The sequence below is a fragment of the Duncaniella sp. genome (genome assembly GCF_029054785.1).
GTDB lineage: Bacteria > Bacteroidota > Bacteroidia > Bacteroidales > Muribaculaceae > Duncaniella.
In genome coordinates this window covers 25,908-42,198 of sequence record NZ_JAIDEN010000023.1, presented here as the reverse complement: position 1 = coordinate 42,198, position 16,291 = coordinate 25,908, and the positions used below count along the sequence as shown (strand labels likewise).

Below are 16,291 nucleotides of genomic sequence, written 5' to 3'. Positions count from 1 at the left end.
CCCCTCTCCGCAACCACCGTCTATGCTCAAATTCCCTATCATCATATTTCTGCTTATCCTCCTCCACAGCTGCGCCTCCCGCCACGCCGAATCACTCCGCGAGGCCGAAAGCATCATGACCGAACATCCCGACTCGGCCCTTGTCATGCTTGAAAATATACCCCCGCAAGAGCTGACCGACCGTCACTCCCGTGCCCTCTATGCCCTTCTGCTGACTCAGGCGCGATCCAAAAGCTACATCACCGAGACCGATGACTCGCTCATCTCAACCGCCGTCAGCTATTTCGAAGAATCAGGAGATGACCGGCGCCTCATGCTCGCGCTCCACTATTTCGGAGAACTGAATTTCAACAACAAGGACTATCCGCGGAGCCTCACGGCGCTTTTCAAGGCCTATGACCTTGCAGTCCGGCTCGACGACAAGTTCTGGATCGCCATGTCGGCCCGCATGATCGCCGACATCTATCACGAAAACTATCATACCGCCGAAGAGATCGAATTTGCCGAAATCGAACTCGAAAACTTCCGCCTCTCCAACCGCCAGCCCCATATAAACCATGCGATCATTGACTTGGTAAAAACGTATATAGCCGCCGAAAAATATCAGGAATCCATAGATTTGTGCAAACAACTTATTGACTCGGCTACAAAATATAATGATCGAAATCTCTATTTTGAGGCGATCCGACTTATCGGTATAACACATATAAATTCCGGAGATTACGACAAAGCTGTTCCATATCTTTCTGACGTTTGCAGTTCCTCCTATGCCAATCGCCATGATTCCATTTACTATGGAATTGCCAATCTGCGCGTAGGAAATGTCGTAAAAGCAACTGAACTTTCAAAGAATTTCGATCCGTCAGACAACCAGATAAATGCCTGGTTAAGATATATTGTCTGTGTGGAAATGGATTCTATGCACCAAGCCATGAAGGTGCTTCAACAGATGAATAATTTCACTGATAGTATCCTTCGGTCTGTTATGTCCCAATCTCTCGGAACCTCTATGAGAGAGTTTTATATTTCAGAACGTAAAATCAATGAGGCCAGTCTGAAATCCACTCGAACCATCGCAATCTGCATTGTCATTGTTACGATCTTACTGCTCACCATTGCGATTGTATATCTGCTGCGTTATCGTAAACGCAAATCGGAAATAATCAACAATAATGTTGAGATCGCGCGCAATCTCCGCGAACTGCTTGCAAAAAATGATGCCGAGTCGCAGGCTGCCATCCAAACTCTTCTCGCCGAGCGCTTCGCAGTGATCGATGATCTTTGCCGTACTTTATACGAGGCTCCATCAAAAGTCGCCAAGCGACGGATTTCCGAAGAAGTCACTTCCCTGATCGACCAATTTTCTTCTGACGAACAAAAAATCAAAGAACTTGCCGCGATAGTCAACAGACATCACAAAAATATATTGGTAAACCTCCGCAAAGAGTTTCCGGAACTCAAAGATGCTGACTTTCGGCTGTTCATGTTTTCAGTTTTGGGCTTCTCAAACTCTGCAATTACCATCTTCCTCAAAGAGGAGAAAATCACTGCAATCTACGACCGCCGCAAGCGCCTGAAATCAAAATTCCGCAATTCCGACAGTCCGAACAAAGAAATATACCTGAAAGCCATATCATAACAAACTATGACACAATAGATTGCCTTTTACGAATCACATATCCCCATTCTTGCAAATATCATAATCCCATAACGTTCAACACCTTATCACCAGCATCACTTCTATGCGCCTAATTTTAAAATTAGGCGCATTTTTATTTTACTAAAAATCAAGGACATATCGTTCATCTTCGCCTAATACAAAATCTCATTTTTTTAGCTTTCCTACCTTATTGTATCTAAATTTGCAATGTCAAACAATCTAACCATCTACTCAAAGTAATAACTTATAACAAACCTTGATGATGAAATTTATCTTTTATCCGATTATTCTCATATTCATCTGCCTGCTCTCTTCCTGCGAGTTTGAGCACGTTCAGAATGGTTATCCGAAACATGTGCATTTCCCTGCGGAAGGCGGTAAAATTATCGCAAACGGAAAAGAGTTTATATATGGCATACACATAGAGAAAGGCAGCGATTTCGTCAGTGATTACGAATCATATGAAAATGACACCCTTACTGTATCTTACAACTGGCTGACAGTCAAAAATAAGCATCCTTCCACCAGTCTGGATATAATCGCGTCTCCTTCGGATCAGAAGAAACGGAGGAAACTGAGGATTATTGCCAGTTTCGGCAATGAATATGCCGAAATCAATGTCAGCCAGGACGGAATTGATTAAACTCGTGACTTATAACAAACCTTGTTGATGAAATTTATATTCTATCCGGCAAAAGCAGGTAAGTGGATTTCACGTCTATTCTAAAAATTATTATATGGAATTTATAATAGTGTATGTAATCCCTGTAATACTTGCAGGTATATTCGGCCCGATATTAGGAAAAATATGAGTGACAAAATATAATAACTGGCGTAAAACCAAACATCAAAAATAACTCATTGAATACAAGACTATTTATTCGAAAATTGTAGAACCTACATAATTTTTTTCATTTGCCGGATACGGACTTTTTTTCTACATTTGTGAATCTTCACATAGACAACGATTTATAAACCCAAATAACACAAAATTATGAAAACAGTTCTCTCCATCAGTTTATTGGCGCTGAGCGGGCTTTGCGCCATGTCACAGGACGTCAATGTTGCGGAAATACGCAAGTCGGCCAAGATGATCCCTGTTGTGAGCTACACGCCTTTAGATTTCGAATCGGCTGTCAGCAACGCCTTTAAATTTGACGGAGACACGGACTGTTTCTTCATCAAAGATGCGGGCAAAAAGGCGCAGCAGGTCTACTGGTTCAACGATTTTTCGGAAAACGGGCGCTTCGTGTTGTCAAAAATGGAGAAGCCACTGCCGCTTTCAGCTATGCAGACTGAAGTTTTCAACACTGCCGACAGCGTTTTCATCTTCAATCCCTGCCCCGATCCGCTCCTGGAGTTCATGCCGCAACAGATCTGCTACATCGCCTATCGTGACGGCAACCGCACACACTACGTCAGCCCGGACAGGAGTTTTGACAATCTCAACGATTTTGTGGTCAGCGAATTCGGCTCAACGGCCAATTTCACAAGCCTATATCTCGAACGTCTTAACCGCGCATTTCTCTCGCCGGGAAGCGGCCTCTACGGCTTCAGCGACAACGACGAGGCTTTGCAGTTCCTCAAAAATGACTACCGCTTCAATGCCGTCTGCGGTGCCAAGGCCGAGACGGTAGTACCCCTCTATATAGCCCTGCTGAAAAAGGCAGTCATCGTCACTCCGGAGCAGGAAAAACAGCTGAACAAGTTGCTTACCGACAGCTATAAGGCCGATGACAAGACCGTCGCCGACTTCCTTGCCGGAAAACCATTCGAGGTATTCTGTCCGAAAACCTTGCGGGCAGTCTTCTCACCCGACGAATGCAGCCTGATCGAGACCGCAGTCAAAGAGGACAAAGTCCGCCTCTCAAGCGCCTATCGTCTTCTTTGGAAAACGGTCGGCAACATCGACCCCTCCACAGACGCCTATCTCTCCGACCGCGATATCCTGAAAAAAATCTCCGGACGAGTGTTCGAAACAATGTAAAATCCACATATGCAACGTCAATATAAATTCGTCTATTCAGCCAATTACGCCATCAATCTTACACTTGTCATAGCCCTGCTCTTCATCCATTGGTCAGGCGTGGAAGCGTCGGCACTAAGAGACTGGCTGCAAATGGCCATAGTATTCTGGGGGCTGTCCATGTTCCTCTTTCTATGGAGTCATTCATTCACCGCAGGGACCGACTATAAGGGACCCCGTCTGCTTGACGGACGCACCACTCGGCTCTTCACGCTCTCACTGCTCCTGATCGAGGGGATGACGCTCTATTACTCGGCATTCGGCCATGAACTTTTCATCCGCCCGGCCACAGCATGCCTTGCTATATGGCTTATCGGATTCATAGCCGCAATCTGCCGAGGAAAGCTCATTATACCCGCAAAACGGGTAAAAACATAGCCCGACGGGCGCTATGGCATAACCATCGAGACAATATCTGCAAAATCCTCGGAGAGGATTGGTCTCAGAAACCACAGGGTGAGCGAGCGCCCGCAGGGCCGAGCGGTGCCTGGGGGAAGAAACGTATCCTCTATGCCTGCCTCGGAGAGGCTGGATAACGTCCTCCCCTAAACAGTCTCTACGAGACAGGACCGTATATTTCATGCCATTACCCCAGGCACCGCTCGGCCCTGCGGGCACTCGCTCACCCTGGGGTTTCGGAAATCTACCATCTCCGATGGTTCAGGATACGCAACCCTCGAAATAATACGGGCTTTCCTTGATCTCACCCCACGCCGAGGAGTTCGATGTCGAAAATGAGGGTCGAGCCGCCGGGAATTCCGGGCTGTGAGAAGCGTCCATAGCCCATTTCGGCGGGGAGATAGATTTCCCAACGGTCACCGACATGCATCTGTTGCAGGGCTATGATCCAGCCCTGAATCAGGTCGCGCAGACGCATGGCCGGGGCTGTTCCTCCGCGTGAGCTGTCAAACTTCTTGCCGTTGATGGTGGTGCCGGTATAGTGGACCACAACCACGCTGTTGCGGTTCGGTTTGGGCGCATCCGGTTTTCCACGGGAGATCACCTTATAAAAAATACCTTTGTCGAGAGCCTTGACACCCGGCTCCTGGGCCTTTGCCTGGAGCCATTGACGGTTCTTATCTATATAGTCCTGCTTTGCCATCAGTTTCTACAATTTGGTTGATTCATGAGCAAAGTTACAAAAAATTTGCGGGTCTCCGCATTATCGCACTTTTCCGGGGTTTTCGGGCCGTATATTTGCAGTGTAAAAAACAATCACACCACCACCCACTCACTCCGAGATATTATGAAAAAGACCCTCCCGACCGCAAAACCGAACCAACTGCCCGTCTCCCGAAAATTCTATGGCGAACTGCGCGAACGCGTCTACATGTCATGCGCCATTGCCCGCAAAGGCACTCAGAAAGCCGATGAGGTGATGGAGATCATCGATTCGTATCTGGCAGGTCAGACTATGCCTGAAAATTGTGCCGACAAGGACGTGATGCTGATTCTGTCTCTGATGAAACCGGAAATCGACCGTGCGATGAAACGTTCGGCGGCGGCTCGCGGCAGATCACGCAAAAGCCGGACTTCAGGCCCGGCTTGCAGAATGAAAAATCATGATGAGAGCGCCTCGCCGTCAGCCGACGCAAAGACAGATCCTGAGGCTGCCGAGGACTTGCAGCCTGTCAGCAGAATGAACCGCCGCCAGCGCCGCCGCTATGAGCAGGAGCAGCGCCGCCAGGCCCGCAGGATGGCTGCACGGGTGTCGGCCCGCCCGTCAAAGAAACAGACAGGCGTCGCCGTATGACAGGAATCTGAAACGGCTGTCGGCCAGAGCGTAGTCATAGATCTCCCGCCATTCAGGGTTGGAGGGATTGCCCGCAAGGAAGGCCGAGACGAGCAGCAGCAGCGTTGATTTCGGCTGATGGAAATTGGTGACCATTCCCGAAACCATCCGGTAGCGATAGCCCGGAGCGATCATCAGGCGCGTTGATGCCACAAAGGTGTTTTCGCCCGTCGCATCGAGATGGCCGAGAATAGCCTTCATCGCTTCGGCCACGCTCAGGCCGGGGTGAGACGGATCGTAGGGATACCACTGAGGAAGTGTCTCGGCAGAAAGTCCGGCATAAAGGCGGCAACCGAGATGGTAGAGGCTTTCGAGGGTGCGCACCGAAGTGGTGCCGACGGCTATCACGCGCCGGTCGGTAGAGGCAAGTTCCTCGATCAGCTGACGGTCCACGGCTATGAACTCGCTGTGCATGTCATGCTCTCCGATGGTGTCCGACTTGACGGGCTGGAAGGTGCCTGCGCCGACATGGAGCGTCAGCTCGCGGCGCAGAATTCCCGCAGCATCGATTCCGTCGAGGACAGCGGGGGTGAAATGCAGCCCGGCGGTAGGAGCTGCGACAGAGCCGTCGATGTGGGAAAAGACCGTCTGATAGTCCTGCGAATCGCTCTCCTCGGTCCCACGGTTGAGGTAAGGAGGAATCGGGATTTCGCCAACGGCGGAGATGATGCGGCTGAAAGTCACGGCGGGATCGTCCCAGCTGAAACGGACCACCGACGTGTTGCCCTCGCGGCTGACCCTCGTGGCCCTCAGCGTCAGATCATGACCGTCGATTGCGAGGGGCATGACAAGATCTCCGCTCTTCCAGCGCTTGGAATTGCCGACAAAACAGGTCCAGGAGCATGACTCGGCCGAGGCGAAGTTGCAGGCATAGTCGGCAGGCTCGACCGGTTCGAGACAGAAAATTTCGATCAGAGCGCCATCGGCGGCCTCACCCTTGCGGAAACGCAGACGGGCGTTGATCACACGTGTGTTGTTGTAGACCAGCATCGAATCAGCCGGAAGCAGGCCCGGCAGTTCGTGGAAACTCCGTGTCGAGAGAGTTCCGTCGCTGTCCTTGACAAGAAGCAGACAGCTGTCGCGCTGTGCGAGGGGGTGTTTGGCAATACGTTCGTCGGGGAGAGGATAGTCGAAATTTTCTATTCGTATATCGCGTATATTCATCAATCGGTCAATTCAACGGTTTTGGTCTATAAGAGGTTGTTTAAAAACAATAGTTAAAATCTGAGCGACGGTATTATTTTTTTCTTTTAATAATTTCATGTTTGAGACTGTTTAAAGTTACCTGAGCCTTGGTGTCTCTTTTGCTAAATTGTTGAAATTCGTCAGTCGCATAGCTCGCTATGCTCCTTTCTCATTTACAACAATTTATCTAAAAGATACACCACTCAGATTTTAACTCTTGTGTTTAAACAACCTCTAAGATCTGAGATGGCTTTTGCGGGATCCGGGGCCTTGAAGACATAGCTTCCGGCCACAAGGATGTCGGCGCCGGCCTCGACAAGCGCAGGGGCGGTCTCAAGGTTGACTCCACCGTCGATCTCGATCACAGCCGCGGAACCGCTTTCTTCAATCAGCTCACGCAGCTCACGGACCTTGCGCACGGTGTTGGGGATGAAGCTCTGGCCGCCGAAGCCCGGATTGACGCTCATGAGCAGCACCATGTCAAGATCGCGGATGACATCGCGCAGCAGCATCACCGGGGTTGCCGGATTGAGCGCGACGGCGGGTTTCATACCGGCCTCACGGATGGAGCCGATGACACGGTCGAGATGTGTGCAGGCTTCCCAGTGGACACTCACGATGTCGGCACCGGCAGCGCGCAGGTTTTCTATGTAGCGTCCCGGATCGCAGACCATCATGTGGACGTCCAGAGGCTTTTCGGCAATGCGTCTGATCGACTCGATCACCGGAAAACCGATGGTGATGTTAGGGACAAACATTCCGTCCATCACATCAAGGTGGATGAGCGACGAACGGCTTTTATTGACCATATCCACAGCCTCACCTATGCGGGTGAAATCAGCTGAGAGCAGCGAGGGGGCGACTTGAATCATTCCTTTTGGGTGTTTGGGGGTACTGTTCGGTTGCAAAAGTACACATTTATTTTCCAATAAGCAATGTCATAATTAGAGGTTGGGACGCTTTTTAACGCATCCGCATTATGGCAAGCTGATTTTCAGGCGTTGTCGGCCTTGGGACGCGGTTTGAAGGCGTTCCACAGGATTATTCCGACGCAGACCACACCGATGGCCAGACCGACATAGGTCAGATAGTCGTTATATTCCTCTACCTTGGCATAGAGCTGGTCCTGAGGCACCATTTTTCCGAGCCAGTAGCCCAGAGCGCCGAGCACGATGTTCCAGGTCAGGGCACCGAGTCCGGTGAAAACCACAAACTTGCCGACATTCATGCGCGCCAGACCGGCGGGGATGGAAATGAGCTGACGGACGGCAGGAATCAGACGGCCAATGAAGGTCGAGGCCGCACCGTGGCGGTCGAAATATTCCTCGGCATGACGCACCTTGGCTTCGTCGATCAGACAGGCGTGGCCGATGCGGCTGTTGGCAAAGCGATAGACGATCGGACGGCCTATCCACACCGAAAGATAATAGTTGATCAGAGCGCCGATGATGGCTCCGGCAGTGGCCAGACCGACCACGGCGATTATGTTAACGTCTCCTTTGGTGCAGGCCAGATATGCTGCGGGAGGAACAATCACTTCCGAGGGGAAGGGAATGAACGAGCTTTCTATGACCATGAATCCAAGGACAAGTAGATAGACTGTCATCGGGTCGGCACGGAAAAAGTCGGCCATGATACCGGCCGGGTCAAACAGTGCCAGAAGCGGAATGAGATCCAACATGCTTAATTGTTTTTAGAGGGTGTTTTAAACGTTTATGAATTTTTAAGATGCGATTCTTTCGCGAGACCGGCGCGGGGAATGGCGCGGCTCAGAGGAGTCCGGCCTTAAGAAACAGTTTCCGGTAGGCTTCGGCCTTTTTCTCGACAGCAAGCGGATAGGCCCGCGAAGTGGATGGCATACGGGTCATCTCCAGAGTGCGCCCGTCGGCGGGCCATGTCACCGTGACCCACTCGCCGATGGCCGGCACACGGGTTCCGGTTATCGACGCAAGCACTCCGGCGGCTTTCTCGCCGGTGGTGGCAAGGCAGCGGCAGTCCGGCATACGTTCAAGCAAGGCTCCGAGGCAGACCGGCTCGACGATTTCAAGAAACTTGTCGGAGGCGTTGTCCTTGAGGCGCACAACCGCGGCGGCGGTGTCGTGGAGAGCAATCCCCTTTTCCTCAAGAAAGGCTCTTATCCGCACCTCGTCGAAACTGCCGTCGGAGAGGCGGAAATGGTTGACATCGTCATGGAAAATGATCCCCATGACGCGCCAGAAGTCGTTGGTCTTGTTGGGGTAATAGAACTCCATCGACCAGCGCAGCGGTTTAGGCGGAAAGGTCCCCATGATCAGGACCTTGGCCTGGGCCGGAATAAAGGGAGGAAAAGGATGGCGCTCTATTTTCCTGTCATTCGTATCCATTGTTGTCGAAAGAGTAGTGAATGATTACGCGAGAACTCCGTCGGCTACCGCATCGGCAAGGCGGACACATTCGGCCAGGGCCTCGGCTCCGGGAGCATGCTTTGCTTCAACTGAAACAACAGCGTCGTTATAAAGTTTACTTTCGTCAAAAAGTTGGTTGATGCGCTTTACCGACTGTGAGGCCCAGGTGAAAGAGCCGAAAGTCCCTATCACACGGTTTTTCAGCTCACGGGTCTTTATGGCTGTCATCACGGCCTCAACCGGCGGAAAGAGTGTCATGGAATATGTCGGCGCGCCGATCACAAGGCCTTTGAAACGGAAAATGTCGCTCAGGATATAAGAGAGATGCGAGACAGAGGCGTTGTGCACACGGATATTCCTGATGCCTCTCTCCGCCAGACGTGAGGCAATCGCCTCAGCCATTTCGGCAGTGTTGCCATACATCGAGCCGTAGACGATCGTCACGCCCTCTTCCCCCTCGTAGCGGCTCAGGCGGTCATAGATCGAAACAATCCGGTCAATGTGTTCGTGCCAGACAGGACCGTGGGTCGGGCAGATATAGCTGATCTCCAGCGCCGACGTTTTCGCAAGGGCTTTCTGGACGAACATGCCGTATTTCCCGACAATGTTCGAGTAGTAGCGGTACATTTCCGGGATGTAAGGCTCGATGTTCATATCGCTGTCGGTCACAGCGCCGTTGAGCGCGCCGAAACATCCGAACGCGTCACCGGCGAAAAGGACCGCACGTTCAGGGACATACGTCATCATGGTCTCCGGCCAGTGGACCATCGGGGTCATCACAAATTTCAATGTCAGGCCGCCGAGGTCAAGACTGTCGCCGTCGGCGATCTTCAGCAGATTGTCCTCGATGCCATAGAAGCCCTTCACCATTTCAAGAGTCTTGGCATTTCCGACGATCACCATATCGGGAAACATGCTGCGCAGCACTTTGACGGATCCTGAGTGGTCAGGCTCCATGTGGTTGATGACCAGATAGTCAGGAGCATCTACTCCGATGGCCGCGTTGATGTTTTCGCGCAGACGGTCACAGGCGCTGATCTCGACGCCGTCGATCAAGGCTGTCTTCTCGCTGCCCCTGACAATATATGAATTATAACTTACGCCGTCGGGCAGAGGCCAGAGAGCCTCGAAGCGATGGGTTGTGCGGTCATTGACGCCGACATAATGGATTCCGTCGCAAATATGTTTGATGTTCATGTCTTGCTTTCTTTTACCTCAGAGGTGTGTTTCAAAATGTACCTTCAAAAAGCATGACGAGCCGAAGGAATTCGTTTCCCACGGCTCGCCATTGTTATGTGTTATGGGGTGTCAGCCGTATCTGACTGACCGGAATATTATTCCTTGATACGTTCAACGTATGAACCGTCGCGGGTGTCGACACGCACCTTGTCACCGATGTTGCAGAAGAGGGGCACACGGATCTCAGCGCCTGTTTCGAGAGTTGCAGGCTTGAGGGTGTTGGTTGCGGTGTCACCCTTGATGCCGGGTTCGGTGTAGGTGATTTCGAGCACTACGCTGGTGGGCATCTCGCAAGTGAGGATGGTCTCGGAAGCTGCGTGAACCATAGCTTCGCAGATGTCACCTTCCTTGAGGAACTGCACTCCGTCGATGCTTTCGCCGGGGAGGGCTACCTGCTCGAAAGTTTCGGTGTGCATGAAGTTGTAGCCCATGTCATCCTTGTAGAGATACTGGTAGGGGCGACGCTCGATGCGCACTTCGTTGACCTTCACACCTGAGTTCCAGGTCTTGTCGAGAACTCGGCCGGTCTTTACGTTCTTAAGTTTTGTGCGGACGAAAGCGGGGCCTTTGCCGGGCTTTACATGAAGGAATTCAACGATGAAAAAGTAGTTGCCGTCGATGTCGAGGCACATACCGTTTTTAAAGTCAGCAGTTGTTGCCATGAATTGTGGTAATGGTGTTGAGATTATTAATCAGAATGTAAGTGGAGAAGAGAGTCTGTCAGTGGCTTGCGGGGCAGGCGGCTCTCAGGTGAGTCGCTTACTTGCCACAGCCGTCACAGCCGCAGGCATCGTCGCCTCCGCAGCCGTTGTCGCCGCAACCGCCGCAGCAGCCGCCTCCGCAGCTGGGGTGCAGCTCTTCGGGAGTCGCGTCACGGACAGTGACCACCTTGCCCTTGAAACGGAGGTCTTTGCCTACGAGGGGATGGTTGAAGTCCATGATGACATGTTCGGCGGTGACTTTCTTGACTTTTCCGGTGATGCGAAAGCCGTCGGCTGTCATCATCGGGATATAGGCGCCTTCGCAGATTGTCTCGGCGTCGAATTTTCCGTCGACCATGAAGATGCTCTTGCTGAGCTCGGCCACGTCGTCGGGGTTATAGGGGAAACCCTCGCCGGCATTGACGGGAACGTCGAATTCACGGCCTTGTTCGAGACCATCGAGAGCGCGTTCCAAAGGAAGGATCATGCCTTTGGTCACACCGAAAATGAAGCGTTCGGGCTCATCTTCGGTGACATTATGAACGAGTGTTTCAGTGCCGTCGGGAGCGACCTCAAAGAGATCGTAGCTTATTTCGACATATTTGCCGGGGAGAATCTTTTCCATAATTTTCAGTTTTGTTTAGTCGGTTCAACTTCAGATCAGCTCCTGAGAGATTCAGGCTTCTCCTTCAGTGACACCGGCGAGATCGGGGTCGATCATGATACGTCCGCAGTATTCGCAGACGATGATTTTCTTGTGCATCTTGATCTCCATCTGCTTCTGGGGCGGGATGCGGTTGAAGCAGCCGCCACAGGCGTTGCGCTGGATGTAGACCACTCCAAGACCGTTGCGGGCGTTCTTGCGGATACGCTTGAAGGCTGTGAGTGTGCGGGCGTCGATCTTGGGTTCGAGTTCCTTGGCCTGGAGACGCAGACGCTCTTCGTCCTTCTTGGTTTCAGAGACGATCTCCTCAAGCTGCTGACGCTTGTCGGCAAGGATGTGATTGCGGTCGGCGAGGGTTTCCTCTGCGGCGGCAATATCGGCATTCTTGTTGTCGATCTCGCGGGCAAACTGGTTGATGCGCTTCTCGGAGAGCTGAATTTCGAGGGTCTGATATTCAATCTCTTTAGATAACAGATCAAACTCGCGATTGTTGCGGACATTGTCGAGCTGCTGCTTGTAGGTGGCAATCTGTGCCTGAGCCTGCTCGATGTTGTTTTTCTCCTTGGCCGATTTGAGGCGGAGTTCCTCGATCTCGGCTTTGAATTTATCGACACGGGTGTGAAGGCCCTCGATGTTGTCCTCCAGGTCGCGGACTTCCTCAGGAAGCTCGCCGCGGATGGTCTTGATGCGGTCGATCTCCGAAAGGATGGTCTGAAGTTCATAAAGAGCGCGAAGACGCTGCTCAACAGAAAGGGTCTGGTCGGTTTTATTTTGCTCTATCGCCATATTGGTATATGTGGATTTTTTATTTTTCAGACGTAGCGCACAGGGTTGTGCTCGGCACATGACTGCCGGACTGCAAAGTTAGGAAATTTTTCTGAAACAATGGCCGAAAAAATTGACTTAGTGCAGATTTCGCTCTCGAAATGGCCGACATCAACTATCAGTATGTCGTGTCCGAAATCGACAAAGTCGTGATAACGGACATCGGAGGTGATGTAGGCGTCGGCTCCCGCGGCAATGGCGTCGGGGATGAATTCTCCGCCCGATCCGCTGCAAAGAGCCACATTCTGCACCCCCCGCGAGGCTCTGTCAGGGTCTGACACTCGGATCGATTCGGCCCGGTAGACCTCCTTGACGCGCCTGAGGAAGTCGTCTTCCGGAAGCGCGCAGTGGAAGTCGCCGATCACTCCGAGTCCGGTCGAGGGATCGGCCTGACGCGGCGAGAGGACCTGAATATCCATCAGGCCCAACATCTCTCCGAGGCGGTGGGAGACTCCTGCCGGGGCGTTGTCGAGGGCCGTGTGGGAGGAGTAGATGTAGATCCCGTGGCGGATGGCCTTGAGCAGGGCAAGCTGGTTGGGCCTGTCTGGCGAAATCTGTTTCAGTCCGTGGAACAGCAGAGGATGGTGGGAGACAATGAGGTTGCAGCCTTCCCTGACGGCTTCGTCGACAACCGCCGGGGTCACGTCAAGACAGAACATGACTCCCGTGCAGCTGTTCAACTCGGATGCAGGGCGCAACTGCCAGCCGGTGTTGTCCCACTTTTCCTGAAGCGAGCGCGGGGCAAAGGCTTCGATGCACTCTGTTATTTCACAGATTTTCGGCTCTGTCATGGGCCTTATTCCTTTTCTTTGAGATCGAGACGGATGCTGAGTTCGTCGAGCTGCGAATCGTCGATGGCAGCGGGGGCGTCGATCATCATGTCGCGACCTGAGTTGTTCTTGGGGAAGGCGATGACGTCGCGGATCGAGTCGAGACCGGCGAGGATGCTGACAAAGCGGTCGAAACCGAATGCGAGACCTCCGTGAGGGGGTGCGCCGTACTTGAAGGCGTTCATCAGGAAGCCGAATTTATACTGGGCGTCCTCTTCGGTGAGACCGAGCAGACGGAACATCTTGTCCTGAAGTTCGGCTTCGTGGATACGGATCGAGCCGCCGCCGAGTTCGTTGCCGTTGACAACCATGTCATAGGCAGTTGCACGGACTGCGCCGGTGTCGCTGTCGAGCAGATGGATGTCTTCGGGGTTGGGCGATGTGAAGGGATGGTGCATCGCATAGTAGCGCTGGGTCTCTTCGTCCCATTCGAAGAGGGGGAAGTCGACAACCCAGAGACAGGAGAAGTTCTGCGGATCGCGCAGGCCCAAACGCGAGCCCATCTCAAGACGCAGTTCGCAGAGCTGCTTGCGGGTCTTCATTGTCTGGCCGGCGAGAATGAGCATGAGGTCGCCTGCCTTGGCGCCTGCACGGTCGGCCCAGGCGCGGAGATCGTCTTCGGTGTAGAATTTGGATACTGAGGATTTGATCGAGCCGTCAGCTTCGAGCTTGACCCACATCAGCCCCTTGGCGCCGATCTGCGGACGCTTCACGAAGTCGGTCAGCTGGTCAAGCTGCTTGCGGGTGTAGTCCGCGCAGCCGGGAGCCACGATGGCGCCGACATATTCGGCATCGTCGAGCACGGCGAAGCCTTTGCCTCCGGTCAGGTCCTTGATCTCGACAAATTCCATGCCGAAACGGGTGTCGGGCTTGTCGGAACCGTAGAGACGCATTGCGTCGGCCCATGTCATGCGGGGGAAGGGTTCGGTGAAGTCGATGTCCTTTACATATTTAAATATGTGTTTGACGAGGCCTTCGAACATCTGGAGAACGTCTTCCTGATTGACAAACGACATTTCACAGTCGATCTGGGTGAATTCAGGCTGACGGTCGGCACGGAGGTCTTCGTCACGGAAACATTTTACGATCTGGAAGTAGCGGTCGAATCCGCTGACCATCAGGAGCTGCTTGAAGGTCTGGGGAGACTGGGGCAGAGCATAGAACTCGCCGGGATTCATGCGCGAGGGGACCACGAAGTCACGTGCGCCTTCCGGAGTCGACTTGATCAGCACCGGAGTCTCCACTTCGAGGAAGCCCTTCGAGTCGAGATAGCGGCGGATTTCGAAAGCCATGCGGTGGCGCAGTTCGAGATTGGCGCGGACGCAGTTGCGGCGCAGGTCAAGATAGCGGTATTTCATGCGCAGATCGTCGCCGCCGTCGGTTTCGTCCTCGATGGTGAACGGGGGCACTTCGCTTCGGTTGAGCACCTTGAGCTCAGAGGCGATGATCTCGATGTCGCCGGTCGGGAGGTTGGGATTCTTGCTGGTGCGTTCGGCTACATTGCCGGTGATCTGCACCACGAATTCACGACCGAGATGATTGGCGGCCTCGCAGAGAGCTGCGTCGTTCTCGACATTAAACACCACCTGGGTAATACCGTAGCGGTCACGCACGTCCACAAAGGTCATGCCACCCATTTTTCGGGCGCGCTGCACCCAGCCGGCGAGGGTAACTTCCTGTCCGGCATCACTGAGGCGGAGTTCTCCGCATGTTTTCGTTCTATACATAAGAACCTGATATGGTTTTTGATTTAATCCGGTTAAAAATCTGCATCAGACATTGCCCAAGACGCAAGCCCTCAGCTTCAAAGGTGCAAAATTACAAAGAATCGCATAGAAAATCAAAAAAAATTGCAGGAGGGGAAGTGTTATGCCCACGTTTCAGGTTCTTCAATGTTTCCGTCCTCTTCATCTGTTGCCATGTCTTCGTCCCCGGCAGCTTCATCTCCATCAAATACAGGCCCCCACTTTGCAAGGACGATAATGCTCAGTTCATAGAGGGCATAGATCGGAATTGTGACCAAAATGAGGGTAAAAAGGTCAGGAGGAGTGATGATCGCCGCGATTATCATGATCAGGACAAACGCATATGAGCGATATTGTCGCAAAGTCACAGCTCCGATAAAACCCATCTTGCCAAGGACAAAAGCGAAGACGGGCAACTGGAATACGATCCCCATAAGGAATGTCAACGTCGTAAACGTGGAGATATAGGAATCGAGGGTGATGGTGCTTACGATTTCTTCATCGACCTGATAGGTGGCCAAAAACTGGAATGAGATCGGGAACAGCACGAAATAGCTCATCAGTAGGCCAAGGATGAAGAAGAGGTAGATGACTCCTGCCACGAGATAGGAATACCGCTTTTCACTTTCATACAGAGCGGGAGAGACGAACCGGAAAAGTTCGAACAAGATATACGGAGAGGCAAGCAAAGCGGCAAGGAGGCACGACACCGTTATATGGGTCATAAACTGAGCCGACAGTTCGGTGCTTATGAGTGGAATGTGATATTCCGCAAAGTGAAAGTCCCACCCCAAATGCTGTAAAAGCGATTCGATTGTGCGGAATGTGCAGAAGTCACAGTTGTGCGGTGCAAGGAGGATGGCGAATGTCTCCGTTTTGAAGCAAAAGATGACACATGCCAGGATTATAACCACACATAGAATCCGGAAAAGCATCTTGCGCAGAATGTCAAGATGACCTCCGAATGTCAGAAGTCCATTGGCAATTTCCGACTGGCTCACTTTTCAGGCTCCAAGTTTTCAGCCGGATGCTGATTCTGTTGAGCATCGGCACGTCGCTGAATCTCTTCTTCGACACGACGGTTCATCTCCTCCTCGGTCGGCTCATTCATGCCTTCCTTAAAGCTTTTCACGCCTTTGCCCATTCCTTTCATGAGCTCAGGCAACTTCTTTCCTCCAAAAATCAGGAGAATAACGGCGCTGATCAGAATAATCTCAGTCGTGCCGATCATACATATTAC

At 52.2% G+C, this 16,291-nt stretch carries 18 protein-coding genes; 5 read left to right on the top strand and 13 right to left on the bottom strand.

All coding sequences use genetic code 11. The features are described 5' to 3' along the window. The 4 genes from K2H17_RS01115 to K2H17_RS01100 form a co-directional block, all read left to right on the top strand. On the top strand, positions 1-1,639 hold a 1,639-nt coding region (locus K2H17_RS01115; protein WP_300130388.1), incomplete at its 5' end, for a hypothetical protein. 280 nt (positions 1,640-1,919) lie between these two features. Next, complete coding sequence (locus K2H17_RS01110; protein WP_300130385.1) at positions 1,920-2,303, top strand: hypothetical protein; 384 nt, start codon at positions 1,920-1,922, stop codon at positions 2,301-2,303. Positions 2,304-2,654: 351 nt separating this feature from the next. Then, positions 2,655-3,647, top strand: a complete 993-nt coding sequence (locus tag K2H17_RS01105; RefSeq protein WP_300130383.1) for a hypothetical protein — start codon at positions 2,655-2,657, stop codon at positions 3,645-3,647. A gap of 9 nt (positions 3,648-3,656) precedes the next feature. Next, positions 3,657-4,064 carry a hypothetical protein gene (locus tag K2H17_RS01100; RefSeq protein ID WP_300130381.1) on the top strand — a complete coding sequence of 136 codons (408 nt, stop codon included), beginning with the start codon at positions 3,657-3,659 and terminating at the stop codon, positions 4,062-4,064. A 325-nt stretch (positions 4,065-4,389) separates the two neighbouring features. On the opposite strand, the gene K2H17_RS01095 is transcribed toward K2H17_RS01100, so the two are convergent. Continuing rightward, complete coding sequence (locus tag K2H17_RS01095; protein ID WP_300130378.1) at positions 4,390-4,788, bottom strand: FKBP-type peptidyl-prolyl cis-trans isomerase; 399 nt, start codon at positions 4,786-4,788, stop codon at positions 4,390-4,392. A 144-nt stretch (positions 4,789-4,932) separates the two neighbouring features. Between K2H17_RS01095 and K2H17_RS01090 the strand changes: the two genes are divergently transcribed. Next, positions 4,933-5,439: a hypothetical protein gene (locus tag K2H17_RS01090; RefSeq protein ID WP_300130376.1), complete on the top strand. Its 507-nt coding sequence runs from the start codon at positions 4,933-4,935 to the stop codon at positions 5,437-5,439. Here the strand turns inward: K2H17_RS01090 and K2H17_RS01085 are convergent. The 12 genes from K2H17_RS01085 to K2H17_RS01030 form a co-directional block, all read right to left on the bottom strand. Then, positions 5,410-6,642: an S-adenosylmethionine:tRNA ribosyltransferase-isomerase gene (locus K2H17_RS01085; RefSeq protein WP_300130372.1), complete on the bottom strand. Its 1,233-nt coding sequence runs from the start codon at positions 6,640-6,642 to the stop codon at positions 5,410-5,412. The genes K2H17_RS01090 and K2H17_RS01085 overlap by 30 nt on opposite strands. Positions 6,643-6,866: 224 nt before the next feature. After that, positions 6,867-7,535, bottom strand: coding sequence for a ribulose-phosphate 3-epimerase (gene rpe / locus K2H17_RS01080; RefSeq protein ID WP_300130370.1), 669 nt, complete (start codon positions 7,533-7,535; stop codon positions 6,867-6,869). Positions 7,536-7,657: 122 nt separating this feature from the next. Then, positions 7,658-8,296 (bottom strand): DedA family protein, encoded by a 639-nt coding sequence (locus K2H17_RS01075; protein ID WP_300130389.1) that lies wholly within the window; start codon positions 8,294-8,296, stop codon positions 7,658-7,660. Between the two features lie 136 nt (positions 8,297-8,432). Beyond that, on the bottom strand, positions 8,433-9,026 hold the full coding sequence (locus tag K2H17_RS01070; RefSeq protein ID WP_300130368.1) for a uracil-DNA glycosylase family protein: 594 nt from the start codon (positions 9,024-9,026) through the stop codon (positions 8,433-8,435). 24 nt (positions 9,027-9,050) lie between these two features. Beyond that, positions 9,051-10,244, bottom strand: a complete 1,194-nt coding sequence (locus K2H17_RS01065) for an FprA family A-type flavoprotein (RefSeq protein ID WP_300130367.1) — start codon at positions 10,242-10,244, stop codon at positions 9,051-9,053. A 137-nt stretch (positions 10,245-10,381) separates the two neighbouring features. Next, on the bottom strand, positions 10,382-10,948 hold the full coding sequence (efp, locus tag K2H17_RS01060; protein ID WP_107032834.1) for an elongation factor P: 567 nt from the start codon (positions 10,946-10,948) through the stop codon (positions 10,382-10,384). Positions 10,949-11,045: 97 nt separating this feature from the next. After that, a complete protein-coding gene (locus K2H17_RS01055; RefSeq protein WP_300130363.1) occupies positions 11,046-11,612 on the bottom strand; it encodes a peptidylprolyl isomerase in 567 nt (188 codons plus the stop codon). Positions 11,613-11,663: 51 nt separating this feature from the next. Then, the gene (locus K2H17_RS01050; RefSeq protein ID WP_300130361.1) at positions 11,664-12,437 is read right to left on the bottom strand and encodes a C4-type zinc ribbon domain-containing protein; all 774 of its coding nucleotides are present in this window, start codon (positions 12,435-12,437) and stop codon (positions 11,664-11,666) included. 26 nt (positions 12,438-12,463) lie between these two features. Then, the gene (locus K2H17_RS01045; protein ID WP_300130360.1) at positions 12,464-13,267 is read right to left on the bottom strand and encodes a Nif3-like dinuclear metal center hexameric protein; all 804 of its coding nucleotides are present in this window, start codon (positions 13,265-13,267) and stop codon (positions 12,464-12,466) included. Between the two features lie 5 nt (positions 13,268-13,272). Then, positions 13,273-15,033 (bottom strand): aspartate--tRNA ligase, encoded by a 1,761-nt coding sequence (gene aspS, locus K2H17_RS01040; protein WP_300130356.1) that lies wholly within the window; start codon positions 15,031-15,033, stop codon positions 13,273-13,275. A 140-nt stretch (positions 15,034-15,173) separates the two neighbouring features. Beyond that, positions 15,174-16,052, bottom strand: a complete 879-nt coding sequence (gene tatC / locus K2H17_RS01035) for a twin-arginine translocase subunit TatC (protein ID WP_300130354.1) — start codon at positions 16,050-16,052, stop codon at positions 15,174-15,176. Continuing rightward, complete coding sequence (locus K2H17_RS01030; protein ID WP_300130351.1) at positions 16,049-16,282, bottom strand: twin-arginine translocase TatA/TatE family subunit; 234 nt, start codon at positions 16,280-16,282, stop codon at positions 16,049-16,051. The genes tatC and K2H17_RS01030 overlap by 4 nt, the downstream gene beginning before the upstream one ends. Positions 16,283-16,291 lie beyond the last annotated feature (9 nt).

Bases quoted from the DNA above. Each gene is read 5' to 3' on its own strand.
- K2H17_RS01110 (WP_300130385.1), top strand. From the start codon at position 1,920: ATGATGAAATTTATCTTTTATCCGATTATTCTCATATTCATCTGCCTG.
- K2H17_RS01105 (WP_300130383.1), top strand. From the start codon at position 2,655: ATGAAAACAGTTCTCTCCATCAGTTTATTGGCGCTGAGCGGGCTTTGC.
- K2H17_RS01100 (WP_300130381.1), top strand. From the start codon at position 3,657: ATGCAACGTCAATATAAATTCGTCTATTCAGCCAATTACGCCATCAAT.
- K2H17_RS01095 (WP_300130378.1), bottom strand. From the start codon at position 4,788: ATGGCAAAGCAGGACTATATAGATAAGAACCGTCAATGGCTCCAGGCA.
- K2H17_RS01090 (WP_300130376.1), top strand. From the start codon at position 4,933: ATGAAAAAGACCCTCCCGACCGCAAAACCGAACCAACTGCCCGTCTCC.
- K2H17_RS01085 (WP_300130372.1), bottom strand. From the start codon at position 6,642: ATGAATATACGCGATATACGAATAGAAAATTTCGACTATCCTCTCCCC.
- rpe (WP_300130370.1), bottom strand. From the start codon at position 7,535: ATGATTCAAGTCGCCCCCTCGCTGCTCTCAGCTGATTTCACCCGCATA.
- K2H17_RS01075 (WP_300130389.1), bottom strand. From the start codon at position 8,296: ATGGCCGACTTTTTCCGTGCCGACCCGATGACAGTCTATCTACTTGTC.
- K2H17_RS01070 (WP_300130368.1), bottom strand. From the start codon at position 9,026: ATGGATACGAATGACAGGAAAATAGAGCGCCATCCTTTTCCTCCCTTT.
- K2H17_RS01065 (WP_300130367.1), bottom strand. From the start codon at position 10,244: ATGAACATCAAACATATTTGCGACGGAATCCATTATGTCGGCGTCAAT.
- efp (WP_107032834.1), bottom strand. From the start codon at position 10,948: ATGGCAACAACTGCTGACTTTAAAAACGGTATGTGCCTCGACATCGAC.
- K2H17_RS01055 (WP_300130363.1), bottom strand. From the start codon at position 11,612: ATGGAAAAGATTCTCCCCGGCAAATATGTCGAAATAAGCTACGATCTC.
- K2H17_RS01050 (WP_300130361.1), bottom strand. From the start codon at position 12,437: ATGGCGATAGAGCAAAATAAAACCGACCAGACCCTTTCTGTTGAGCAG.
- K2H17_RS01045 (WP_300130360.1), bottom strand. From the start codon at position 13,267: ATGACAGAGCCGAAAATCTGTGAAATAACAGAGTGCATCGAAGCCTTT.
- aspS (WP_300130356.1), bottom strand. From the start codon at position 15,033: ATGTATAGAACGAAAACATGCGGAGAACTCCGCCTCAGTGATGCCGGA.
- K2H17_RS01030 (WP_300130351.1), bottom strand. From the start codon at position 16,282: ATGATCGGCACGACTGAGATTATTCTGATCAGCGCCGTTATTCTCCTG.